This window comes from Parabacteroides hominis (genome assembly GCF_014287585.1).
Lineage (GTDB): Bacteria > Bacteroidota > Bacteroidia > Bacteroidales > Tannerellaceae > Parabacteroides > Parabacteroides hominis.
The window spans coordinates 178,703-203,035 of the sequence record NZ_JACOOJ010000001.1 but is presented as its reverse complement, the minus strand read 5'-3'; the positions used below and the strand labels follow the sequence as shown (position 1 = coordinate 203,035).

The window sequence follows — 24,333 nt, the reverse complement described above, 5'->3', positions numbered from 1 at the left end:
GAGACGTATTTGGATGTTGTTTTGCTAATTTGTTGATAGTTATTATGTTATACTCTATTTTGGCTTTCTTCCGTTCTGTTTTCAGATAATATAAAAGACTTTTCACGGACATTGTTTATTATTTATCCGTTACTTTTGGCTTGATCCGAAAGTAACCAAAAGATCAAGGTTATTCTGTTACTTTTCTCTTGAAAGAAAAGTAACCAAAAGTTCAAGGCCGAACCTGCTTCGCTACTCCGTTCCCTTCGTTCGCTGTCGCGTCTGAAACTCGCTTCACTCAAACAGCAGACGCTCCGGTCGCTCACTGCGGTCACTGCGCTTAACGCTCACCAGCTTAGGCCGTAGATAGAGCCTGACGGCTCTTCGATGATTGCCGATGCTGCCTGCTCCTTTGAGATTGCTGATAATTATAACTATATGGCAGGCAGTATCGGCCATCCCAAGAGAAAGCGTAGCTTTCTAAGAAAGGCCTAAGCGGACGGTCGTCAAGCGGAGGGTAAAGGTGAAGCGTCCGGAGCCTGCGCTGTCTGAGCGAAGCGAGTTTCGCAGGCGACAGCGGAACCTTTGCCCGGAGTAGACCGGACGGTTAAGCCTTGATCTTTTGGTTACTTTTGGATCAAGCCAAAAGTAACGGATAAATAATAAACAATGTCCGTGAAAGAACTCTGTTTTATACTGATGAACTTTGTTTTATTCTTTTGTTCTGTGTATTAATTTATTGATATATAGCTGTTTGTGCTGTTTTTGCGCTTCCCCTGCAAAATATCTCTTTTAAAATAAGTCCCCGGCAGTTTTGGCAGATTTGGCAATCTTTTGTGTTTTATGCAGTTTGGAGGCGGAAGATTTTGTGCAGGCAGGTAGCCGTTTGAGATTCGACAGGCATCCGTTTCCGTTTCGATGGGCATCCGTTTTGAGATGGATGCCCATGCAATTCCTGCATCTCTCTTCTGGGAATATAGGGAAGTTTCGTATAATAGTTTTATCTTTGTATATAGAAAAAACAATAATGGTAAGATTCTTATGAAACCGACTCGTATTATCGAAATTTGTGCAAACTCCGCACAAAGCTGTGTGGAAGCAGAAGCCGGAGGAGCCAAACGTGTGGAACTTTGTGCCGGAATCCCGGAAGGGGGAACGACACCCAGCTACGGGGAGATCCGGACGGCGCAGGCACTCACTTCGTCGATCGATATAAATGTGATTATCCGTCCGCGTGGAGGCGACTTCCTCTATACTCCGGCAGAGATTCGGTCGATGTTGCTGGATATCGAACTGTGCAAGCAGTTGAAGGTGCACGGTGTCGTCTTTGGTTGCCTGACGAAAGACGGGGATATCGACGTCCCTTTGATGCGCCGGCTGATCGAGGCTGCCAAGCCGCTGTCCGTCACCTGCCATCGCGCCTTTGATGTTTGCCGCGACCCCTTTGCCGCTTTGGAGCAGTTGATCGAATTGGGCTGCGACCGTATCCTGACTTCCGGCCAGCAGTCCGATGCCGTGAAAGGGATTCCCCTCATTGCCGAACTGGTGAAACGTGCGGCAGGACGCATCATTATCATGCCGGGTTGCGGAGTCCGGGAGAATAACATCGCCCGCATCGAAGCGGAAACCGGAGCGAAGGAGTTCCATACATCCGCCCGCAGCATCGTCTACAGCAAGATGGAATACCGGAACGAGAATGTCCCGATGGGCAGCAGTATCGTTTCCTCCGAGTTCGAGACGGTCGAGACGGACCGCAAGAAGGTGGCGGCCTATCTGTAAGGGAATCATTTATAATACTTCAATATCAGTATGAAAAAACAGTTGTTAGGGGTCACCCTGTTCTCATTATTTTTGACCGCTCCTGCCTTTGCCGTCCAGCCGTATAAGAAGGTGGCAGGAGATTGTAAAGTAGAGTTGAAGCAAGACACGCTGACCATCGAAAACAGTCTGATCAAGCGTAGCTGGCTCTGGAATAACGGCAATCTGATTACTTGTAAACTGGAAGATAAGGGAAATGGCCAGGCCTGGCAGCTTCGGAACAGCCAGCCCGACCTCTCTCTTCCCGGCGAGAAAAAGGAGGGGAGCGATGCTTCCATCCGGGCGGAGGAAGTGCCTGCTTCTTTGCAATATGTACACCATCTACGTGCTACGGTGGAGTATAAAGCCGGAAATTTGCAGGTGAGGAAAATTTTCAAGGTCTATCCGGGCTGTCCGGCTATCGCCTGCGAACTGTACCTGAAAGGACAGGCATCGCAGAAATGGGTAAAGACGTTTGATAACCCTGCCGACTTGCAGAACATAGAAAAACTGACGCAAAACTCGCAGGGCGGGAATGTCCCGGTGATGGAACAGCTTATGCTGGAAGGAAAGCACTGGCAGTTGGAGGCGGTGGAGTTTTTTGATGTCACCGACCGTTTCAATACGTTGGTTCGCCCCGTTCATGCGCTTTCCTACCGGGATTGTCTCTATCGCGGTAATCTGCTGTTTGCGGAGAATACGGAGAAGGAGGCCGGCTTTTTCATGTTGAAAGAGGCGCCAACGTCAAATGTGCAGCTCTACTATCCGGGAGGTGATTATCTGGTAAGCGAGGGCACATTCCGGATGGTCGGCCTGGGTGTCGACAGTGCGGATATAAAGACTGGCGGGTGGACAAAGGCTTATAGCTATGTGACCGGAACCTATCGTTCGGGTGAGAAACAGAAGCGGATGGCGCTTCGTAACTACCAGATGCGCATCCGCCCGTTCCTCGAAGACCGCGATGAGATGGTGATGCTGAATACCTGGGGCGACAGAGGGCAAGACACGCGTGTGAACGAGGCTTTCTGCCTGAAGGAACTGGAGCTGGCAGCCAGGTTGGGTGTCACCCATTTCCAGATCGATGACGGATGGCAGGCCGGACGTAGTGCGAACTCGGCCTATGGCGGCAGTTTTAAGAATATCTGGGATAACCCGGATTACTGGACACCCGATCCGGGTCGTTTCCCGAATGGCCTGGCGCCTATCGTGAAGCGCGGTAAGGAGTTGGGTATCGAAGTGTGCCTTTGGTTTAATCCCAGCATACAGCACGATTATGCCGATTGGCAGAAAGATGCCGATGCGCTGATCGCCTTGTATGAAAAATATGGTATCCGTACCTTTAAGATCGACGGGACTTTCTTTGATAACAAACTGGCGGAAAGCCGTCTGCGCAGTCTATACGACCGGGTGATGGAGGCGACCGGGTGGAAAGCTGTCTTGAACCTGGACGCGACAGCCGGACGAAGGGGAGGATATTTCTTCTTTAATGAATATGGAAACATCTTCCTGGAAAACCGTTATACGGATTGGGGCAACTATTATCCGTATTGGTCGCTGCGTAACTTGTGGATGCTGTCGCGCTATGTCGCTCCCCAGTCATTGCAGATCGAGTTTCTGAACAAATGGCGTAACAAGGAGAAATATGCCGGTGACAAGTTCGCTCCGTCAACTTATTCGTTCGATTATTTGTTTGCAATAACGATGGCGGCCCAGCCGCTGGCTTGGTTTGAAGCGTCTAACCTGCCGGACGAAGCGTTTCCGACAGGCGAGGTGGTTAAGAAGTATAAGACGGTACAGCACGATTTCCATACCGGATATGTCTTCCCGGTGGGAGACGAGCCTTCGGGCAAGTCGTGGTGCGGTTTCCAGTCCGTGAAGGACAAGAAAGGATATTTCCTGCTGTTCAGGGAGTCTAACAAGGAGGAGGCATTCGATATGGATACGTTCTTCGAGCCGGGCGAACAGGTCGAATTTACTCCGCTTCTCGGTACAGGAAAAGCATTCCGCAGCATAGCCGGAAAGGACGGGCGGATTCGTTTTTCCCTTTCGGAACCTAACAGCTATGTATTGTATAGTTATCGGGTATTATAAGTATATTTGCAACGTAAAATAAAGGATAAACAATAAAAACGAAGGAACAATGGAAGAACCTAAAAAACTTTACCGTTCGAATAACGGGATGATAGCAGGTGTTTGTGCAGGTATCGCGACTTATTTCGGTTGGGACCCTACATTAGTGCGTATCGGATATATATTATTGAGTATCTTTACGGTATTCTCCGGGGTGATCGCTTACCTGATCCTCTGGATGGTTATACCTAAACAACCTAAATAGTGAAAGGTGAAGCGGAATGAGTCGATGGAGCGGGGTGATTTTGGGCTTGATGATGCTGGGCTTGTCTTGTACGCAACCGCCGGTGCAGGAAAAATACCAGAAAAGCCGGGACAAGGTGGTCGATGTGCAGGACAAGGTAGTGGAGATCGGGACCGGAGACGTGCTGGTCGGCAATAATAACCTGCTGTATGTGCTGGGCGATTATTTAATAGTCGTCGAGTATAACTGGACGGCGATCGATAAGATCGTGCACCTGTTCGACCGGTTTACCTATAAGCCTGTTTTGAGTACGGTAAACAAAGGGCAGGGGCCGGGAGAGATAGCCAATCCCGGAGTGTTGATTATGAATGAACGAAAGGGGTGTTTCTACTTCCCGGATAATGCCCGGATGAAGTTGTACACCTATGTCTTGGATAGCCTGTTGGCCGATCCTGGCTATAAGCCTGCGGTCAAATGTTCCTTTCCGGAAGACCGCGTACCGAGCGATGTCGTCTATGTTTCCGACACGCTTTGCATCGGCGGGACGGTCGTCCCGATCGGGACAAATGATTTCAAGACGGCTGTCGGATGTTGGAATATGCAGACAGGGAAGGTCCGTCTGATGCCCTACGAACATCCGGAGATTAAAAAGAAACGAGCGGATTGCATCGTCTCGACAGAGCATGGCATCTATGTGGATGTCTATTCGCGGGACGACCTGCTGACGATCTGCGACTTGGATGGAAATCTGAAATATAATGTTTATGGCCCGGAATGGCGGCATGGCGAGTGGAATGATGTCTATCGACATATCGACGGCGTATTTTGCGGTGACAAGATCGTGACGGCTTATTCCGGGAAACATCGTCAGGAGAAAGACGGATTTACGGCTTCTCTGTTGCTGGTATTCGATTTGGAAGGCAATTATCTGAAGACGCTCGATGTCGGCCGTCCGGTGGTCAGGCTTTGCTATGACGACCGCAACCAACGTTTGTTGCTGAGCATGAACGACGAGATGCAGTTTGGTTATCTCCCGTTGGATGAGTTGCTCCGGTAAAGCGGACGGTTTGCGAAGGACCGGATTTCCTTGAATGCATAACTGTATAACCTATAAATAAAGAATGAATTTTGAATTATCTTCCCCATTCAGTCCGACGGGCGACCAGCCGGAAGCGATTGCGGCTCTGTCCGACGGCATAAAGAGTGGTGTGCCTTTCCAGACCTTGTTAGGGGTAACAGGGTCCGGAAAGACTTTTACTATCGCCAATGTGATCAAGGAAGTGCAGAAGCCGACCTTGATCCTGAGTCATAACAAAACCCTCGCTGCCCAGTTATACAGCGAGTTCAAGGCGTTTTTCCCGAACAATGCCGTCGAGTATTTCGTCTCTTATTACGATTACTACCAGCCGGAGGCTTATCTTCCGACGACGGACACCTATATAGAAAAGGACTTGCAGATCAATGACGAGATCGATAAACTTCGTCTGCGTGCAACCGCTTCGCTGTTGTCGGGGCGGAAGGACGTCATTGTCGTTTCGTCTGTCTCCTGCCTGTATGGTATGGCGGACCCGACTGCCTTTGCCGAGAAGGTGGTGCATCTGGAGAAGGGGATGCGGATAGACCGGGATAAACTGCTGCGCCGCTTCGTGGATGCCCTTTATGTCAATAATAAAATAGAGTTCAACAGAGGCTGCTTTCGTGTAAACGGCGATACGGTCGATATCTTTCCGGCTATCGAAACTTTTGATGGGGCAGCCTACCGTATCGAGTTCTGGGACGACGAGGTAGACCGTATCTCTTCGTTCGACCCGCAGACCGGACAGGAGATAGACGAGCAGGATGAACTGAACATCTATCCGACCAACCTCTTCGTGACTACCCAGGAACGTATCAATACCGCTATCGGGCAGATCGATGTCGACCTGGGGACGCAGGTGAATTTCCTGCGGGAGATCGGCAAGCCTTACGAGGCGAAACGTTTGTACGAGCGTGTTACGTTCGACCTGGAAATGATACGCGAACTGGGGCATTGCTCCGGTATCGAGAACTATTCCCGCTATTTCGACGGTCGCCAGGCGGGTGAACGGCCTTTTTGCCTGCTCGACTATTTCCCGAAAGATTTTATGTTGGTGGTAGACGAGAGCCACGTGACGATCCCGCAGATACGGGCGATGTACGGAGGCGATTATTCCCGTAAGAAGAACCTGGTGGAATATGGTTTCCGTCTGCCGGCGGCGATGGATAACCGACCGTTGATGTTCGATGAGTTCGAGTCGCTGACTCCGTTGGCGATTTACGTGAGTGCAACGCCTGCCGATTACGAGCTGGAGAAGAGCGAAGGGATCGTGGTGGACCAGGTGATCCGTCCGACAGGCTTGCTCGACCCGGTTATCGAGGTGCGTCCGACGCTGAACCAGATCGACGACCTGATGGAGGAGATCACGCAACGTTCTGCCGTGGACGAGCGTGTCTTGGTGACGACTTTGACGAAACGTATGGCGGAGGAACTGACTGCTTACCTGACGCGCATGGGAATCCGTTGCAACTATATCCATAGCGATGTCGATACGTTGGAACGCATTCAGATCATGGATGATTTGCGGAAAGGATTGTTCGACGTGTTGATCGGCGTCAACCTGCTGCGTGAAGGGCTTGACTTGCCGGAAGTCTCTTTGGTCGCTATCTTGGATGCCGACAAGGAAGGGTTCCTGCGCTCGCACCGTTCGCTGACGCAGACAGCCGGACGTGCCGCCCGAAACGTGAACGGGAAGGTGATCTTCTATGCCGACAAGATAACGGACAGTATGCGCCTGACGATGGACGAAACGGCCCGCAGGCGTGAAAAACAGCTTGCTTATAACGAGAAACATGGCATTACGCCTAAGCAGGTTATCAAAAACAGCGTTTCCTTGGTAGCGGAGAAACAACAGCCGGTTGCCGGCGAACCCTATGCTTATGTGGAGCCGGAACCCAGCTTGGTCGCAGACCCCGTGGTTCAGTATATGAATCGTACGCAGCTTGAAAAAGCAATCGAACGGACAAAGAAGCAGATGATGGAGGCGGCCAAGAAGCTGGACTTTATCGAAGCTGCGCAGTTCCGTGACGAACTGGTGAAGTTAGAAGATTTGTTAGTGACAAAGAAAGATTAGAATCAGATCAGGAGATGAAACGGGAACTATTTTATTTGTTCTTTTTAGCCTTTCTTTCCCTGTCCGGAAAGGCGCAGGGTGATAGGGAGGTCTACGAACGCTATTGTGCAGCCATGAAAGAGAAAACAGCTTTGCCGGCAGGCGGCCTGATGGTGGAGACCGCCCGTTTCTTCCTGGGAACTCCTTATGTGGCCGGGACATTGGAGGAAGTGCCCGAAAGACTGGTAATCAACTTGCATGGCTTGGATTGCATGACGTTGGTGGAGAATACGACAGCTTTGGCCTGGTCTGTCAAGCATCGCCCCGCATTTGACGGGTATGCATCTGCCCTGAAAGATATGCGTTACCGGAACGCCGGCAATGCGACACTCGATTATACGGATCGTCTTCACTATACGACCGACTGGATTTATGAAAACGAAAAGAGAGGCTACCTGAAGGATGTCACGAAAGAAATCGGGGGGAAGCCGCTAAAACTCGACCTGTCTTTTATGTCCACGCACCCCGATAGCTACAAGCAGTTGAAAGGAAATCCGGAACGCATCGCGATAATGGCGGCGAAGGAAAAGGAAATCAACGCCCGTCCCCATTACTATATCCCGCAGGATGAGATCGATGCGCATGCCGGCCAAATCAGGAATGGCGATATCGTTTGTTTTGTCACGACGGTGAAAGGGCTGGATATCTCCCACGTGGGCATTATCTGCCGGGAAGGGGATAAACTTACTTTTATCCATGCCTCGACCACAAAGAAGCAAGTGATCGTGAACGAAGAACCCTTGCAGGAGTATGTACAGGGCGTCAAGCGCAACTGCGGTATCATGATTGTCCGTCCGCAATTCTGACACTTACTGGAAGAGTTCGAACGCGAACTTGAATCCGATCCCGTCATATTTCCATTTGTCAAACCCCACGAAGGCGGCGACGTTGAAGATATGGTTACCGAAGCCGTATCCGATTTCCGTGTAACTGGGTTTGACCGGCATCCATAACTGGCTGAGGTAAAAACGTTCCGAGATGATATGCTTGGTAGCCTCCGGCTTGAATAGCTGGAAGAGCATGAACGGGCTTTCGTACATGGCATGCACCTGGACATATTTGTCGGATGCGTTGAACCACACGCCCCTTAGCTGATGGAAGACACCCCCGAAATCGTCCCCTCCCCATGATTCGGGGAAGTTGTGCCGCGTGAAATACCGGTAGTCGGCAAAGTAGGTCGACTTCTGGGCCGTGTAGAGCCCTCCGCTGACATGGTAGTTGAACCGTCGGGACAGGCCCAGGTAAATGCTCTGGTGGATGTCGGCTTCCACGCGTCCGTAATTACCGCTACTTTTCCATACCCCCGGTATGGCCCGCCCGAACTCGATGGAGATGGTCGGATAGTAGGAGTAGAGGTATTCTTTGCGGTAGCCGTCCATCCAGTAGTATTGTCTGGGGGTATAGGAAAAACCGATCGTGGGGATGAAATCATGATAGTTCTCGTTGATGATCTCCGTGACGCCGTCTCCTGGGTCTATCGCGCTTTTCCGGGTGGGTACGCGGCGGTGGTAGGAGATTCCGGTTGTCATCTGGAAACCGTTGAACAGTTCGATCTGGTTCCGGAGTTCGATGTAATAGTGCTTGAAGTATTCCAGGTCCAGATTCTCGAAATTGAAAGTGGAATCTTTTAGCTGTTCGTTGATTTCATTCATGATCTTGGAGGAATATCCCTGGTTGGTGTTCCCAAGGCTGAGGCTCAGGGCTCCTCGTTTCTCCGGCAGGTATTCCCAGTCTCCCCCGAACTTGAAGAATAACTCTTTACGCTTAAACACAAAACCGATCTCAGGCCGGAAGCGTAGCTGGCGGTCCTTCTTGAAAGTCTTGCTGAAACGAAGCTGTTGCCTGTAGGTAATGCCGTTCCGTCCGGAATAACCCAACTGGAAGGGGTTCAGGATGCCGGAGTATTTCAGACGGGTTGTTTTGTAATCGAGATTGATGGTGTTGGTCAGGCGTTCTGTTATTTTCAGGTATTTCCGAATGTTACTTGTGTCGTTGGCCTGGGTGGTCTTGATGATTGTCTTTTCGTACTTTTTCTCTTCTTCCTGAGTCAGCGGGATGTCTCGTTTGTTCCTCCAGTAACTACTGTCCGCGATGATCGGGATCGTATCGGATGATAACTGGTAATATCCGGTCAGGTCGAGGGAGCGGTATTTTTTATCCTCATAGTCTTCTTCAACCCATTCTACGGCTTCGTATTTGAATGAAGTATGATAATAACTGGCAATGGCATTTCCCAGCACATGATACCGGAGGAAGAGGTCTGCCTTTTGCGGCAGGATGAAATGGCGGTAATCCCGTCCGAAAGTCATGACCAGGTTGAATTCGGCAAAGGAGAAACGTCCGTTTACGTCGATCTTGTCAATATGCCAGTCTTTGTCGGTGATGTACAGGTCTCCGCAAATGAGCTTCTGGCTCCATAGCTTAGGCATGAAACGTATCTTATAGATTTTCAGGTTATCGGTTATCTCGATGCTTTCCAAGTTGAAGTTGTAGTATTTGAATGCTTCATGGGCTACCGGCATGATGATCCCTTCGTTGTAGATGGTCGGCGAATAGACGTTCAGGTTCAGGAACGTCAAGACTTCCTGCTGTTTTGCGCCGTTGGGGATGCTGTTCCCGTTTATCGCTTCGAAGCTGTGCAGGTAGTTGTTGGGGGCGTTGAACTTGGAGTGGCTGACCATCTCGAAGATCATATCCTTGTTTTTTCTGTCTACCGGGAAAAGGTGATGGGCGAAACGCATCAGGATATTTTGTTTGAGGATTTCGGTCTTGCCTTTGATATAGATTTCGGCCTCGTACCGGGAAACGACCGTTTTGTATTTATCGGCCTGCTCGATTACCTTTCTCATAATAGAATCCCCTTGCTGGGAAGATACCGTTTTGGGAGACCGGCCCAGCAATAAAAGATTTCCATAACTACCGTCAGGGTTAGCTAAGGCATTTACTGCGATAAAAAGCAGAATGATTATATTAAAATGTTTTTTCAACAAATTATCGTCTCTTTCTTTACAAACGTAACGAATAAAATCGAATTTCCAGGTGAAAGAAAGTAAAATGTTCTAATTTTATTAATTTATCCTATTAAACTTATTCTGCTTTTAAAAGAAAAGTATTACATTTGTGCTTCACAAGTATGTTATATAGCAGTCGTGGTTAAACAACAAAAAGAAGAGGTCGATCTATCGGCCAGTTTGGCAGAAGTGTGGAGAGTCCTGACCGAAAAGGAGCGGGATGTTCTCCGTAATAATTCGACGATCCAGCATTTCAAACGTAATGAGTTGATCTATTGCGAGGGCGACGAACCGAGAGACATGATGTGCTTATTGAAAGGCAAGGTTAAAATCTTTAAAGAAGGTGTTGGCGGACGAAGCCAGATCATTCGAATGATTAAACCTGTGCAGTACTTTGGCTATCGGGCAAACTTTGCTCAGGAAAACTACCTGACGAATGCTTCCGCTTTTGAAGCATCGACAGTATGCCTGATCCCGATGACTATCGTTACGGATCTTTTAATGGGTAATGCAAATCTTGCCATGTTTTTTATCCGCCAGCTTTCTCTCGATTTAGGAATTGCTGACGAGCGTACAGTCAACCTTACTCAGAAACATATCCGGGGTCGTTTGGCAGAATCCTTGTTATTCCTGAAAGACAGTTACGGTTTGGAGGAAGATGGGGCGACATTGAGTATTTACCTTTCTCGCGAAGATTTGGCTAATCTTTCGAATATGACGACATCTAATGCAATCCGTACATTGTCTACATTTGTTGCTGAGCGTATTATCGCAATCGACGGTCGAAAGATCAAGTTGATAGACGAGGACAAGCTCAAAAAAATAAGTAAAATGGGATAACAGAATAGAATTGAAAACTGGAAATGGATAATTGAAAAGTGGAAGACTAAGGCTTCTGCTTTTTCAGTTATCCATTTTTTGTATTCTGTTTTTCAGTTTTCAACTTTCAACTTTCATTTCCCGATCGCTTTTCGTATCCGCACCAACTTCTCCAACAATCCTTCCAGTAAGTCGAGTTGCAGCATGTTTGCACCGTCGGATTTGGCTTTGGAAGGCTCCGGATGGGTTTCGATGAATAGTCCGTCAGCTCCGACGGCAATGGCAGCTTTGGCTATCGTTTCGATCAGGGCAGGGAGTCCGCCTGTTACGCCTGAAGTCTGGTTGGGCTGTTGCAGGGAGTGGGTTACGTCCATGATAACGGGATAGCCGAACTGCTGCATTTGAGGGATTCCGCGGTAATCGACAACCAGATCCGTATATCCGAATGTAGTGCCTCTTTCCGTGATCATGACGTTGTCATTTCCGGCGTCGGCTACTTTTTGTACGGCAAATTGCATGGCTCCCGGCGAGAGGAACTGTCCTTTTTTGATATTGACGATCTTGCCTGTCTTGGCTGCGGCAACCAACAGGTCTGTTTGCCGGCAGAGGAAGGCCGGGATTTGCAGGACATCCACATACTCGGCAGCCATTGCTGCTTCTGTCGTTTCGTGAATATCGGTTACGGTCGGGATGCCGAACGTTTCGCCTACCTTGCGGAGAATCTTCAGCGCTTTTTCATCGCCAATGCCTGTGAAAGAATCCAGTCGAGAGCGGTTGGCTTTCCGGTATGATCCTTTGAATATATAGGGAATATTCAGGTTATTCGTAATACCGACTACTTTCTCTGCAATACGCAATGCCATATCTTCTCCTTCTATCACGCAGGGCCCTGCCATCAGAAAGAAATTATCCTTATTCTTTAAATCATTAACTGTTATCATAATAATGTATATAAATTGTTTTGTTTCAAAATCTGGCAGATTTGAATCAGAAATGATGATTTGCCGGGGGGGTTGCGCAAGGTTGCACCCTGGGCTATGTCCTGTCGGGCTTACAGCCCTAAGACGAGGCTTTCCTCATGCCGCAGGCTCTCTTTTGCCGTCTGCTTCAGCAGACGGATAGGTGATTATTCCGGCTTTGCCGGTTCCTTTGTGGGTTTTAACCCCTTTAAATATAATAATACGAAAAGGGACTAAAGTCCACAGAGGAAGAGGCAAAGCCTCTGAATCTTTTAAACCGTCTGCTGAAGCAGACGGCAAAAGAGAGCCTGCGGCACAAGGCGCAGCCTTGTCTGTTGGCTCAGAGATAAATCATCATTTACAGGTTCAAATCTTCTTATATTTCAATAACTCCAATGTCTTCTCTATCTTTTCTTCCGTCGGCAATGTCGCATCTATCCAATGGATCTCGCTTCCGCGGCGTTCCATGCCGCGGAACCAGGTCATTTGCCGCTTGGCAAACTGGTGGATAGCGATTTCTAATTGGGAAACCATATCTTCGTATGACAGTTCGCCTATTATATATAATGTAAGATATTTGTATTCCAGCCCGTAGTAGATCAGGTCTTCCGGCTTGACTCCGGAGGCAATGATCCCTTTTACTTCGTCGACCATCCCTTCGTCCAGGCGGGCACGCAGGCGGCGGGAAATCTTTTCGCGTCGTAGTTCCCGGTCTATATCGATGCCGATGATCAGGCTGTTGACAGGATCATATTCATTGGTATCCGGCGCTTCGCTCTTATAATACTCTTCGATTTCAATGGCCCGGATGGCCCGTTGGGCGGTATCTACGTCTGTCTTGTTATGGAGGACCTTGTAGCCGGCAAGTATCTGCTCCAATTCCGGGAGCGATTTATCTTTCAACGACTCGCGCAACTCAGGGTTCTGGGGGACATCCAAGAGCTTATATCCTTTCAGTACGGCTTCTATGTACATACCTGTGCCGCCGCATAGAATCGGCAGTTTCCCTTTTTCCCGGATTGCTTCATAAGCCCGGAAGAAATCATGCTGGTATTCGAATACATTATATTTATATCCCGGATCGCAGATGTCGATCAGGTGGTAAGGAATCGCTTTCCCATTTACCGTATAGTCGGCCAGGTCCTTTCCGGTCCCGATATCCATCGAACGGTAGATTTGTCTGGAGTCGGCGCTGATGATCTCCGTGTCCAGCCGGGCGGCGAGCGCTGCGGCAAATGTCGTTTTGCCGGATGCTGTCGGCCCTAAAACAGTGATAAGTTGATAGGCATCCATAGTGATAACAAAGATATGCAAAAAAAGCCGCAACCCGAAGGATGCGGCTTTCAAACTATATAATCTTGATTGATTAGCAGTTTACAGATGCCATGTGAGCGATCAGGTCAAGAACCTTGTTAGAATAACCGATTTCGTTATCATACCAAGAAACAACCTTTACGAATGTATCTGTCAAAGCGATACCAGCTTTAGCATCGAAGATAGAAGTACGAGCGTCACCCAAGAAGTCAGAAGAAACTACTGCATCTTCAGTGTAACCCAGTACGCCTGCCAATTCGCCTTCAGAAGCTTCCTTCATTGCAGCGCAGATTTCAGCGTAAGTAGCCGGTTTAGCCAAGTTAACTGTCAAGTCAACAACAGAAACGTCCAGAGTCGGAACACGCATTGACATACCAGTCAGTTTGCCGTTCAGTTCAGGAATAACTTTACCTACAGCCTTAGCAGCACCTGTAGAAGAAGGGATGATGTTGCCGGAAGCAGCACGGCCACCTCTCCAGTCCTTCATAGACGGACCGTCAACAGTCTTCTGAGTAGCAGTTGTAGAGTGAACGGTTGTCATCAAACCGTCTGTGATACCCCACTTGTCATTCAGAACCTTAGCGATAGGAGCCAAGCAGTTAGTAGTACAAGAAGCGTTAGAAACGAACTGAGTACCTTTAACATATGATTTTTCGTTTACACCGCAAACGAACATAGGAGTATCGTCTTTTGAAGGAGCAGACATTACAACATATTTAGCACCAGCTTCGATATGAGCCTGAGCTTTTTCTTTTGTCAGGAACAGACCAGTTGATTCAACAACATATTCTGCACCGATTGCATCCCATTTCAAATCAGCAGGGTTTCTTTCTGCAGTTACGCGGATTGCATTGCCGTTTACGATCAGTTTGCTGTTTTCAACGTCAGCTTCGATAGTTCCGTCGAACTGACCGTGCATTGTGTCGTATTTCAGCATGTATGCCAAGTAATCAACCGGGCAAAGGTCGTTAATACCTACGATCTGAATATCGCTTCTCTTCTGAGCTGCACGGAAAACGAAACGTCCGATACGGCCGAAACCGTTAATACCTACTTTAATCATTGTAATAAAACTTTTATGGGTTTATTAAAAATATTACTTATCTCCAATTTAACTTAACAGCTGCAAGGAAAATACATTCGTCGCACCCTGCTTTTAACGACTGCAAATTTAGTCATTTTTTTTATTGTACAGGAATTAGAACAAGAAAAATATGTCCTCTAACATAAATTAATTGTTGAGGCTTATTTCTTTTTCTTAAAAAGTTTCTTTATTATCCACGTCTGGACTTTCTGGATGCCCCAGGCGGTCAGTAATGGGCGCGCAACATCCCACGCGACGGGTAATAAACCTTGTGCCACAGAAAGATAATCGGCAAAGCCTAATGACATGGGTGGCGCTTCCGAGGTTTGCGCAGGCTGTTTGCTTTCCGTCCCTTTGGATTTGGCTTTTGTGTTAGGGAATAAGAGTGCGGAGACACCTGAAAGCAACAATGTTCCGGCATTCTCTTGTATGTAAGAGAAATCGGCATTCAATTTCTGCTCCTGTATCGTGCATTCCTGTTGGATGCGGCGACGGTCAGAAATCAGTTTCTCCAGAGGTGTCTGTTGCGGATTGTTCATTGTCTGTCGCGTTTGTTTTATCATCATTTGTTGTCAATGCGGAGATCACAACGTTTAATACTTTATTGCTGATTCTGTCTTTGTTCATAACAATAATGCCGATCAGCAGCAGATAGAGCACGGCTACCACGCCGAATCCCGCACCTGCCGAACCGAACACTTCCCCCAGGAAGAACCCTAAAGCGAGGAAAATGAACAGAATCGCAAAGAAAGCCAGAAATAATAAAATAACACCATACGAGAGAACGGCAATAACCTTTCCCGTTCTCTCATACGTGTTTAATTTTAGGAGTTCGAGCTTCAACTCCACGTAAGCCGAAACGTCTTTTTTCAGCTCACGGAAGATTTCACCTGAGTCTTTCTCCATACAAAATTATTCTGCTACGATTTCTTCTGTAGTTTTTGCAACTTCAGCTTTTCCTTCTTTATATTTAGCAAGAGCTGAATTGAAGCCTTCTTTTACTTTTCCAACTACACCATTCAATTCTTCCAGTAGTTGTTCTCTTTTATCTGTTGCTGCCAGATAACCAACTGCGGCGCCGACGGCTGCACCAACTACTAATCCCAGTAATAATTTAGAATCTACGTTTTTCATAACTCTTTCTTTTTATAATGTTGCTACTAAGATAACGAAAATACTTGAATGATGGTTTATTTTGGCCTTAACTTTTAGGGTTAATTAATGTTATTGTTTTTGAACTTTCACCGCGACCCAATTATTCTTCTCTGTGTGCGACAACAATGCCAATCCGTTACGTTTGCACTCCTCTTCAATGGCCGGGATGTCTTGCAGATAGAAGCCACTCATGTAAAGGAAGGCTCCCGGTTTCATGGACTCGTTGTAGTGACGGATGTCGTCGAGCAGGATATTCCGGTTGATATTGGCGAACACGATGTCGAACTCTCCGAATGCCGGAATCTGTTCGGCTCCTCCGAGGGCGACCTGGATATCGTTCGTGTTGTTAAGGCGGATATTTTCGAGCGCGTTGTTGTAAGCCCATTCGTCGATGTCGATGGCAACGACGCGTCCGGCTCCTTTCATGCGGGCAAGTATGGCGAGCACGGCTGTCCCGCAACCCATGTCGAGCAGTTCCTTGCCGTTCAGGTCCAGCTTGAGCATTTCGCTGATCATCAGGAATGTCGTCTCATGGTTGCCGGTTCCGAACGCCATCTTCGGATCGATGATGATGTTGTAGGTATAACCCGGTTCGTGTTCGTGGAAGGAGGCGCGGATGATGCAATCTTTGCCGATGCGGATCGGCTTGAAATAGTTCTTTTCCCATTCTTCGTTCCAGTCCTTGCTTTCCACGAGCGATTCCGTATAATGAATCTCTACGTTGTCAAGCGGGAATCCGGCAAGTTTGTCCTGCAATCCCCTTACATTATATAATTGGTCGGAAATATATCCCTGCAATCCGTTTTCGTTTTCGGTAAAACTTTCAAAACCGATTTCTCCCAGCTCGGAAGCCAGCACATCGTTAATGATGGAAGTCTCGATAGGAGAGGTGTACGTGAAAGTAAGCTCGTAATAATTCATATCCTTTCGTTTTGTTTGTGTTGTTTCTTTTGACAAAGATAATGACTTTTCAGGTGACAAGGGTAGTTTATTCTTCAGATAGTGATCCGCTACAAGCGTAAATTAGCATTTACGAATAATTCGTTGCTTTTTCTCACATATTCTCATGTCTGTGAGAAAATTTTCTCATGCCGGTGAGAAATAATTCTCACGCATGTGGGAAAACTTTCTCATGCCTGTGGGAATGCTTTCCCATAGGTATGAGAAAAAGTAATATTGTGGAAGGATTATCAAAATCATAAGATATTAAATCATTTTTAGAAATAGAGTCTGAGACGAAACCACTTTCTTTACAGACAAATAGTGCTATTAACAGATTAAATCGCAACGATATGAAAAAGACAGCTTTATTGCTTCTGATCGCTTTGGTCTTGGGATGGACGGGATGTTCGTCCGATTCGACTGTCGAAGTGAAGAACCTCCGGTTGGAGATGAAAGAAAATCCTTTGGGAATTAATGTGGCGCAACCCCGTTTCTCCTGGCAGATCGCTTCCGGCAAGCCGGATTTGAAACAGACTGCCTACCAGATACAGGTGGCAGCTTCTCCTGAACAATTGGAATCGGGTGACGGGCTTTTGTGGGATTCGGGTGTGATCCGTTCGGATGAATCGGTACTGGTTCCGTATGCCGGGAAGGCTCTGGAATCGGGGAAGCCTTACTATTGGCGTGTAAAATTGGCGACAAACCAGGGTGATACTCCCTGGAGCAATGCCGGCAGCTGGTCGATGGCCCTGCTCGATGATTCGGAATGGAAGGCGACCTGGATCGGCGAAGATTCACTTTCCAATCCGGGAGAGGAGATTGGTGTGGCCGGCGGAAACAATAAAACGCGCTTGGCGGCCCGCTATCTACGGAAAGAGTTTGCGGCGGATAAGGCGGTGAAAAGAGCTGTCCTGTATATTTCCGGCCTCGGCTCGTATGAAGCCTACCTGAACGGAAAAAAAGTAAGCGAGGATGTGTTTGCCCCGATGCCGTCCCTGTATTATAAACGTATATATTATAATGTATATGATGTAACAGGTTTGATGGCTCCCGACAAGAATACGTTGGGGGTGATTTTGGGGAACGGCCGTTTCTTCTCTATGCGTAATCCGGGGATGAAAACATTCGGTTTGCCCCGTCTGCTTGCGCAGCTTCAGATCGAATATGCGGACGGATCGCAAGCGACGGTTGTCAGTGATGCATCCTGGAAAATCACGTCGAAAGGCCCGATCGTCGCAAATAACGAGTTTGATGGTGAAGAATATGATGCCCGGCTTGAGATGGAAGGCTGGAACGCGAACGGTTTCGACGACGGCGCCTGGAAGACTCCCGATGTGATGGAAGCTCCTGCAGGTAAGCTGACCGCGCAGCAGAACCCGAATATCCGCGTACAGGAAACCTTGAAACCGGTTGCCATTTTTGAACGTCCCGATGGGAAGTATATCCTGGACATGGGACAGAACATGGTCGGTTGGCTGTCTGTCGACCTGAAAGGGAAGAAAGACAAACCTGTATCGATGACGTTTGCCGAATTGTTGCAGAAAGACGGTTCGCTCTATCTGGCAAACCTGCGTAAAGCATTGGTGACCGATATCTATACGCCGGCGAAAGATGGTGATTTCAGTTGGCAGCCCCGCTTCGTTTATCATGGTTTCCGCTATGTGGAAGTTTCGGGACTCGATTATAAACCGGAATTGTCTGCATTTGCCGGACATGTTATTTATGACGAGATGGCGACAACCGGATGTTTTGAGACATCCGACCCGCTGGTCAACCAGATCCATAAGAACTCATATTGGGGAATCCGTGGCAACTACCGCGGAATGCCGACCGACTGTCCGCAGCGCGACGAGCGTCTCGGCTGGTTGGGCGACCGTGCGACGGGAGCTTACGGCGAAGCCTTTATTTTCAATAATGCCCAGTTGTATAACAAATGGTTGCAGGACATCGAGGATTCCATGAGCCCGGAAGGGAGCATCTCGGACGTCTCCCCGAATTACTGGACGATCTATGCCGATGATGTGACCTGGCCGTCCGCTTTCTTCTATGTGGCCGATATGCTGTATCGCCAGTTTGGCGACGACAGTGCGATCCGTGCTCATTATCCGGCCATGAAACGCTGGATGGCACACATGGAAGAGGCAACCATGAAGGACTATATCATGACGAAAGACCAGTATGGCGACTGGTGCATGCCTCCCGAATCGCAGGAACTGATCCACTCCAAAGATCCTTCCCGCAAGACGGACGGTGCTATTCTCAGCACGACTGTCTATTATGATCTGCTGAACAAGATGGTCGGTTTTGCCCGCATCTGCGGACAGGACGCCGATGTCTCCGGCTATGAATCCCTGGCGGCTAAAATGAAGGCCGCTTATAATGCCAAGTTCTTTAATAAGGAAACGGCAGAGTATGGCAATAATACGGTTACGGCGAACATCCTCTCCCTGCGTCTCGGACTTGTGCCGGAAGGATATGAAGGGAAGGTTTTCAGTAATATCGTGAAAAAGACGGAAGGTGATTTTAACGGGCATGTCAGTACCGGAGTCTTAGGAATCCAGCACCTGATGCGCGGACTGACCGAGTACGGGCGTGTCGATATGGCCTATAAGATCCTGACGAACGAGACTTATCCGAGTTGGGGATATATGATTAAGAACGGTGCGACAACCATCTGGGAACTTTGGAACGGCGATACGGCTGATCCTGCCATGAACTCCGCCAACCACGTGATGTTGCTCGGCGACCTGCTGATCTGGTACTACGAAGACCTGGCCGGCATCAAATGCGCTCCCGATGCAGTCGGTTTCAAGAGACTGGTGATGGAGCCTGTTTTCCCCGATGGCCTTGACGAAGTTTCCGCCTCTTACGGTTCGGTCTATGGAGAGATCAAGAGCGCATGGACGAAGAAGAACGGTGACTTTAGTTGGGATATCACGTTGCCGGGCAATACGACGGCAATCGTCCGGATTCCGAAGGAATATAATGTGACGGTCGGTAACTTGCCGGGTGTGCGTAAAGTTTCGGCGACGGAAGGATATATGGAAATCGAGATCGGTTCGGGAAGCTATCATTTTGGAAAATAGTTTCAAAAAGATTTGGATGATACATTCAGAAACCGTAATTTTGCGCTCTGAATTCTGCAGGAGGTAAACAAGTGATGCTTAGAAGCGTATCCACCTCCGGGACATAACCTGTTTAAATATAAAAAGACAGATGTACGTAATCGTAGAAATTAACGGACAGCAGTTCAAGGCTGAAGAAGGTAAGAAGTTGTTCGTTCATCACATTCAGAACGCAGAAAGCGGTGCTGTTGTGGAATTTGAAAAAGTATTGTTGGTTGACAACAACGGCGAAGTTAAAGTAGGTGTTCCTACCGTAGAAGGCGCAAAGGTAGTATGCGAAGTGCTGTCTCCGCTGGTAAAAGGTGATAAAGTGCTGATCTTCCACAAGAAGAGAAGAAAAGGTTATCGTAAGTTGAACGGTCACCGTCAGCAGTTCACTGAAGTGAGTGTAAAAGAAATTGTTGCTTAACGTTTAAAGGAGAAAAGAAGAAATGGCACATAAGAAAGGTGTGGGTAGTTCTAAGAACGGCCGTGAATCACAAAGTAAGAGATTAGGTGTTAAGCTTTTCGGTGGCGAAGTTGCTAAAGCTGGCAACATCATCGTTCGTCAAAGAGGAACAGTTCATCATCCGGGTGAAAACGTAGGTATCGGTAAAGACCATACGTTGTATGCTTTGGTTGATGGCGTGGTAACTTTCCGCAGAAGCAAGGAAAACCGTTCTTTCGTTTCTGTAAAAGAAGTTGTCGCAGAAGCATAAGTACCGGTTACATAGAATAAGAAAAAAGGATATTCGCTTGGCGGATATCCTTTTTTTGTATCTTTGTCAACATCATGACTCATAGGAATTTTATCACACTTCATATCGGAATACTGTTGTTTGTCCTGGCGCTTACGTCGTGCGGCAGTAAAAAGCAACGCGTGGCCTTGCCATCGGACTTTAAAGGGCCGAAAGAACTATCCCGTCTCTATGGCGTCCGCCTGACTCCGAATGACAATATATTTTTGTACAACGAAGGAGCCAAATGGCTTGGTGTCCCTCACCGGATGGGAGGATTGACGAAGAGGGGAGTGGACTGTTCCGGCTTTGTGGCGATCGTGTACCGTGAAGTTTATGGAAAACAGTTGGCGCGTTCGTCGGCCGATATGCTGAAACACAATTGCAAGAAAGTCAGCCGTGCCAACTTGAAGGAAGGCGACCTGGTCTTTTTCCGGACGGGCAAAGGAAGGAAGAAAGTGCCCAGCCATGTCGGGATCTATCTGAAAAACGGAAAGTTTATTCACACCAGCACTTCGAGTGGCGTGATCGTCAGCAGTTTGAGTGAACCTTATTATGTCCGGTCGTGGCTTACAGGCGGACGGGTGAAGTAGGGCTTGTCGCCTAATTTGACTTTTAATTCTTAATTCTTAATTCTTAATTTAAGAACTCTGTGTATATTTGCAACTCAAATAAAAAAACATCATTGAAGTATGTTGACGCTTAAAGTAATTACGGAAGAAACAGACCGGGTGATTCGTGGTCTGGAAAAGAAACACTTTAAAGGTGCACAGGAAAGCATCGCAAAAGTGATCGAATTGAACGATAAAAGACGTGGTGCGCAAAATCAATTAGATAAAAACCTGGCAGAGGTGAACCAGGCTTCGAAAACCATCGGCATGCTGATGAAGGAAGGTAAAAAAGAGGAAGCCGAGACTGCTAAGCAACGTGTTGCCGAGATCAAGGAAGCCAACAAGGCTATCCAGGCCGAAATGGACCAGGCTGCCGAAGATATGCAGAACCTGCTCTATACAATCCCGAACGTTCCTTACGATGAAGTTCCCGAAGGTGTCGGAGCTGACGACAATAAGGTTGAAAAGATGGGCGGTATGGAAACGGAACTGCCGAAAGACGCGCAGCCTCACTGGGAGTTGGCAAAGAAATATGACCTGATCGACTTCGATTTAGGCGTGAAGATCACAGGGGCCGGATTCCCGGTTTACAAAGGACAAGGTGCACAGTTGCAGCGTGCGCTGATCAACTTCTTCCTGGACGAAGCCCGCAAATCCGGTTATACGGAAATTATGCCGCCGACAGTCGTGAATGCCGCTTCCGGTTATGGCACGGGCCAGTTGCCTGATAAGGAAGGGCAGATGTATCATTGCGAAGTGGACGACCTGTATCTGATCCCGACAGCCGAGGTTCCGGTTACCAACATCTATCGTGATGTGATCCTCGACGAAAAGCAGTTGCCGATCAAGAATTGCGCCTATACGCAGTGTTTCCGCCGCGAAGCCGGCTCTTATGGAAAAGACGTGCGCGGACTGAACCGCCTGCACGAGTTCTCCAAAGTGGAATTGGTTCGTATCGACAAACCGGAACACTCCAGACAGTCTCATCAGGAAATGTTGGATCACGTAGAAGGCCTGCTCCGGAAATTGGAACTTCCGTATCGTATCTTACGTCTTTGTGGTGGCGATATGAGTTTCACGGCTGCCCTCTGCTTCGACTTCGAAGTTTATTCGGAAGCCCAGAAACGTTGGTTGGAAGTAAGTTCGGTTTCTAACTTCGACAATTACCAGGCAAACCGCCTGAAATGTCGTTACCGTGACGAAAACAAAAAGACCCAGCTCTGCCACACGCTGAATGGAAGTGCATTGGCTCTGCCGCGTATCGTTGCCGCCTTGCTCGAAAACAACCAGACCCCCGAAGGCATCCGCATTCCGAAGGCGTTGGTTCCGTATACGGGATTTGATATGATTAAGTAAATAAGACATCATAATCAGGGGCGGATGAATAAATCGCTCTGAAGGAAACGGGATAAAAGTAAAAAATACTTTTATCCCGTTTTTCTTTTAGTTAATTCCTATTGCTATCTAATTGGATTTATATAAGTTTGTGCCTTGAACTTTGAATTGGATTATGATCGAGAGGAATACCGGAAAAATGCAGGATGATATATTTATGCTCAGATTGATCAGGGCGGGAGACCAGCAAGCCTTTGAGTATCTGTTTAAAACCTATTTTGTCCCTCTTTGCCGTTTTATCCGTATCTATGTAAAAGAGAATGGAGTTGCGGAGGAGCTGGCACTCGATATTTTTACCTCCGTTTGGGAGAAGCGTGACAATCTGGATATAAAACTGACTTTGAAATCCTATCTTTTTCAGTCTGCCCGTAACCGGGCAATGAATTATCTACGGGATAACGATCGTTTTGTTGCAATATCGGACTGGTCCGTTCTGGAACGTTTCGAAGTAGATGATTCGTTGGAATTAAAAGAACTTGAACGTTTGATAACCGAAGCGATTTGTTCCCTTCCCGACAGATGCCGGGAGATATTTCAAAAAAGCCGTACCGAACACCTTTCCAACAAGGAGATAGCGGAGAGCCTGAACGTCTCCGTGAAGAATGTAGAAGCTCAAATTACCAAAGCATTGAAGCTGATAAAAAACTATCTGGGGGATTCTTATTCCTATTTTTGGTAAAAAGATTTAATTTTCTTTGATTATTGAGTAGGGTTGTGATCGTTTGATGTGTCTTACTTAAAAGGACAAGTGTATGATGTACAAAACAATCCCCTGGAATCTAATTATCTCCCATCTGAAGCAGGAAACGGATCAGAAAGAGGAGGCTGCACTGAAGGAGTGGAAAAATTCTGATGGCAATGATGCCTTATATAAAGAATTGAAATCACTCTGGAAAGAGATACAGGCTGAGGCCGGGGAGTATGATCCGGACGTGTCATACTATTGGAAACAAATGGAAGCCCGGATGGGGACGAAGCGCAATGTATATACGCTCCCTGTCTGGAAATATAAGTTTGCGATGGTTGCCGCCTCCTTATTATTGATCATATCTGTTTCCGCTGCATTCCTGGCAGGCCGGATGTCGGGAAGACCGGAGGTCGCTTCCCAAAGCTATTCGGCTCTGAATGGTAAATCGCAGATGATACTGCCGGATGGTAGTACGGTTTGGCTGAATATCGGTTCGACATTGTCTTATAAAACATCTTTTACCGGGAACCGGGAGGTATGGCTTGAGGGAGAAGCGCTGTTTCAGGTGAAGAAAGACCGGGAGCATCCGTTTACAGTTTGTGCGGATAATATTAAGGTGAATGTGCATGGTACGCGTTTCAATGTAAAAGCCTATCCTGAAAGCCAGGATGTACGGGTCGCCCTTTTGGAGGGGCAGGTTTCGTTGCAGGCCGGTGATAAGGAAACGTTCATGAAGGCGGGAGAATTGGCGCAGGTTGACCGGAAGACAAATTCGCTCCGGATGGCTTCGGCTGATGTCTATTTCGAGTCGTGCTGGGCAAACAAGTCTTGTTCGTTTACGGCCAGGCCGTTAGATTACATTTGCAAGTATCTGGAGCGCTGGTATAATATAAGCATCGAACTCGATCCTGCTATTGCCAACACGAGCTATACATTTACCATAAAGGATGAACCGCTTGAAACGATTTTGCAGATCATGTCGCGGATTAATCCGATACGGTATTCTTTTGAAGAGAACAAACGTGTCATTATATCAGAAGTCAAACCAGTAAAAAGATAAAGCCTATGAAGTAATACGGATTGAAGAATACAAATAAGGCACGGACGGGAGCCCATGCCTTACGCGGAGTAAAATCTCCCACAAGAAAACACCGAGAGCTCGTCTCTGATTTGGTCGTCCGATTTGAGCTCTTTAATGTTAACTTTAAATTTTCACAAAGATATGAATAATACAAA

General features: G+C 47.7%; 22 protein-coding genes. 14 read left to right on the top strand and 8 right to left on the bottom strand.

Annotated features, from left to right (window positions below):
- Positions 1 to 1,020 precede the first annotated feature (1,020 nt).
- From H8S65_RS00820 to H8S65_RS00795, 6 genes are all read left to right on the top strand, one after another.
- Positions 1,021 to 1,758, top strand: coding sequence for a copper homeostasis protein CutC (locus H8S65_RS00820; RefSeq protein ID WP_186928061.1), 738 nt, complete (start codon positions 1,021 to 1,023; stop codon positions 1,756 to 1,758).
- A 30-nt stretch (positions 1,759 to 1,788) separates the two neighbouring features.
- Positions 1,789 to 3,867, top strand: a complete 2,079-nt coding sequence (locus tag H8S65_RS00815; protein ID WP_186928060.1) for an alpha-galactosidase — start codon at positions 1,789 to 1,791, stop codon at positions 3,865 to 3,867.
- Positions 3,868 to 3,916: 49 nt separating this feature from the next.
- Positions 3,917 to 4,111, top strand: a complete 195-nt coding sequence (locus H8S65_RS00810) for a PspC domain-containing protein (protein ID WP_186928059.1) — start codon at positions 3,917 to 3,919, stop codon at positions 4,109 to 4,111.
- 16 nt (positions 4,112 to 4,127) lie between these two features.
- Entirely contained in the window at positions 4,128 to 5,147 is a 1,020-nt protein-coding gene (locus tag H8S65_RS00805; protein WP_186928058.1) for a hypothetical protein, read from the top strand.
- 64 nt (positions 5,148 to 5,211) lie between these two features.
- Positions 5,212 to 7,239 carry an excinuclease ABC subunit UvrB gene (gene uvrB / locus H8S65_RS00800; RefSeq protein ID WP_186928057.1) on the top strand — a complete coding sequence of 676 codons (2,028 nt, stop codon included), beginning with the start codon at positions 5,212 to 5,214 and terminating at the stop codon, positions 7,237 to 7,239.
- A 14-nt stretch (positions 7,240 to 7,253) separates the two neighbouring features.
- A complete protein-coding gene (locus tag H8S65_RS00795; RefSeq protein ID WP_186928056.1) occupies positions 7,254 to 8,084 on the top strand; it encodes an N-acetylmuramoyl-L-alanine amidase-like domain-containing protein in 831 nt (276 codons plus the stop codon).
- Between the two features lie 3 nt (positions 8,085 to 8,087).
- Here H8S65_RS00795 and H8S65_RS00790 read toward each other — a convergent pair whose 3' ends face one another.
- Positions 8,088 to 10,268 (bottom strand): DUF5686 family protein, encoded by a 2,181-nt coding sequence (locus tag H8S65_RS00790; protein WP_186928055.1) that lies wholly within the window; start codon positions 10,266 to 10,268, stop codon positions 8,088 to 8,090.
- A gap of 159 nt (positions 10,269 to 10,427) precedes the next feature.
- On the opposite strand from H8S65_RS00790, the gene H8S65_RS00785 reads away from it, so the two are divergent.
- Positions 10,428 to 11,129, top strand: a complete 702-nt coding sequence (locus H8S65_RS00785; RefSeq protein ID WP_005641096.1) for a Crp/Fnr family transcriptional regulator — start codon at positions 10,428 to 10,430, stop codon at positions 11,127 to 11,129.
- 113 nt (positions 11,130 to 11,242) lie between these two features.
- Here the strand turns inward: H8S65_RS00785 and kdsA are convergent, their stop codons facing one another.
- The 7 genes from kdsA to prmA all read right to left on the bottom strand — a co-directional run bounded on the left by kdsA (position 11,243) and on the right by prmA (position 16,541).
- A complete protein-coding gene (gene kdsA, locus H8S65_RS00780; protein WP_186928054.1) occupies positions 11,243 to 12,049 on the bottom strand; it encodes a 3-deoxy-8-phosphooctulonate synthase in 807 nt (268 codons plus the stop codon).
- A 384-nt stretch (positions 12,050 to 12,433) separates the two neighbouring features.
- Positions 12,434 to 13,360, bottom strand: a complete 927-nt coding sequence (gene miaA / locus H8S65_RS00775; RefSeq protein WP_186928053.1) for a tRNA (adenosine(37)-N6)-dimethylallyltransferase MiaA — start codon at positions 13,358 to 13,360, stop codon at positions 12,434 to 12,436.
- 73 nt (positions 13,361 to 13,433) lie between these two features.
- A complete protein-coding gene (gene gap, locus H8S65_RS00770) occupies positions 13,434 to 14,444 on the bottom strand; it encodes a type I glyceraldehyde-3-phosphate dehydrogenase (RefSeq protein WP_186928052.1) in 1,011 nt (336 codons plus the stop codon).
- Positions 14,445 to 14,626: 182 nt separating this feature from the next.
- On the bottom strand, positions 14,627 to 15,004 hold the full coding sequence (locus H8S65_RS00765; protein WP_186928051.1) for a hypothetical protein: 378 nt from the start codon (positions 15,002 to 15,004) through the stop codon (positions 14,627 to 14,629).
- The gene (locus H8S65_RS00760) at positions 14,961 to 15,371 is read right to left on the bottom strand and encodes a phage holin family protein (protein ID WP_186928050.1); all 411 of its coding nucleotides are present in this window, start codon (positions 15,369 to 15,371) and stop codon (positions 14,961 to 14,963) included. The genes H8S65_RS00765 and H8S65_RS00760 overlap by 44 nt, the downstream gene beginning before the upstream one ends.
- A 6-nt stretch (positions 15,372 to 15,377) precedes the next feature.
- The gene (locus tag H8S65_RS00755; RefSeq protein WP_115499077.1) at positions 15,378 to 15,599 is read right to left on the bottom strand and encodes a YtxH domain-containing protein; all 222 of its coding nucleotides are present in this window, start codon (positions 15,597 to 15,599) and stop codon (positions 15,378 to 15,380) included.
- 90 nt (positions 15,600 to 15,689) lie between these two features.
- Positions 15,690 to 16,541 (bottom strand): 50S ribosomal protein L11 methyltransferase, encoded by an 852-nt coding sequence (gene prmA, locus H8S65_RS00750; RefSeq protein ID WP_186928049.1) that lies wholly within the window; start codon positions 16,539 to 16,541, stop codon positions 15,690 to 15,692.
- Positions 16,542 to 16,912: 371 nt separating this feature from the next.
- Here prmA and H8S65_RS00745 point away from each other — a divergent pair, with 371 nt between their 5' ends.
- From H8S65_RS00745 to H8S65_RS00715, 7 genes are all read left to right on the top strand, one after another.
- Positions 16,913 to 19,648, top strand: a complete 2,736-nt coding sequence (locus H8S65_RS00745; RefSeq protein WP_186928048.1) for an alpha-L-rhamnosidase — start codon at positions 16,913 to 16,915, stop codon at positions 19,646 to 19,648.
- 130 nt (positions 19,649 to 19,778) lie between these two features.
- Entirely contained in the window at positions 19,779 to 20,096 is a 318-nt protein-coding gene (gene rplU, locus H8S65_RS00740) for a 50S ribosomal protein L21 (RefSeq protein WP_005641072.1), read from the top strand.
- Positions 20,097 to 20,118: 22 nt separating this feature from the next.
- The gene (rpmA, locus tag H8S65_RS00735; RefSeq protein WP_186928047.1) at positions 20,119 to 20,385 is read left to right on the top strand and encodes a 50S ribosomal protein L27; all 267 of its coding nucleotides are present in this window, start codon (positions 20,119 to 20,121) and stop codon (positions 20,383 to 20,385) included.
- 74 nt (positions 20,386 to 20,459) lie between these two features.
- Positions 20,460 to 20,996, top strand: a complete 537-nt coding sequence (locus H8S65_RS00730; protein WP_186928046.1) for a C40 family peptidase — start codon at positions 20,460 to 20,462, stop codon at positions 20,994 to 20,996.
- A 99-nt stretch (positions 20,997 to 21,095) separates the two neighbouring features.
- Positions 21,096 to 22,370 carry a serine--tRNA ligase gene (serS, locus tag H8S65_RS00725; RefSeq protein ID WP_186928045.1) on the top strand — a complete coding sequence of 425 codons (1,275 nt, stop codon included), beginning with the start codon at positions 21,096 to 21,098 and terminating at the stop codon, positions 22,368 to 22,370.
- A gap of 154 nt (positions 22,371 to 22,524) precedes the next feature.
- The gene (locus H8S65_RS00720; protein WP_255488996.1) at positions 22,525 to 23,088 is read left to right on the top strand and encodes an RNA polymerase sigma-70 factor; all 564 of its coding nucleotides are present in this window, start codon (positions 22,525 to 22,527) and stop codon (positions 23,086 to 23,088) included.
- A gap of 73 nt (positions 23,089 to 23,161) precedes the next feature.
- Positions 23,162 to 24,157 carry a FecR family protein gene (locus H8S65_RS00715; protein ID WP_255488995.1) on the top strand — a complete coding sequence of 332 codons (996 nt, stop codon included), beginning with the start codon at positions 23,162 to 23,164 and terminating at the stop codon, positions 24,155 to 24,157.
- The last annotated feature ends 176 nt before the right edge of the window (positions 24,158 to 24,333 follow it).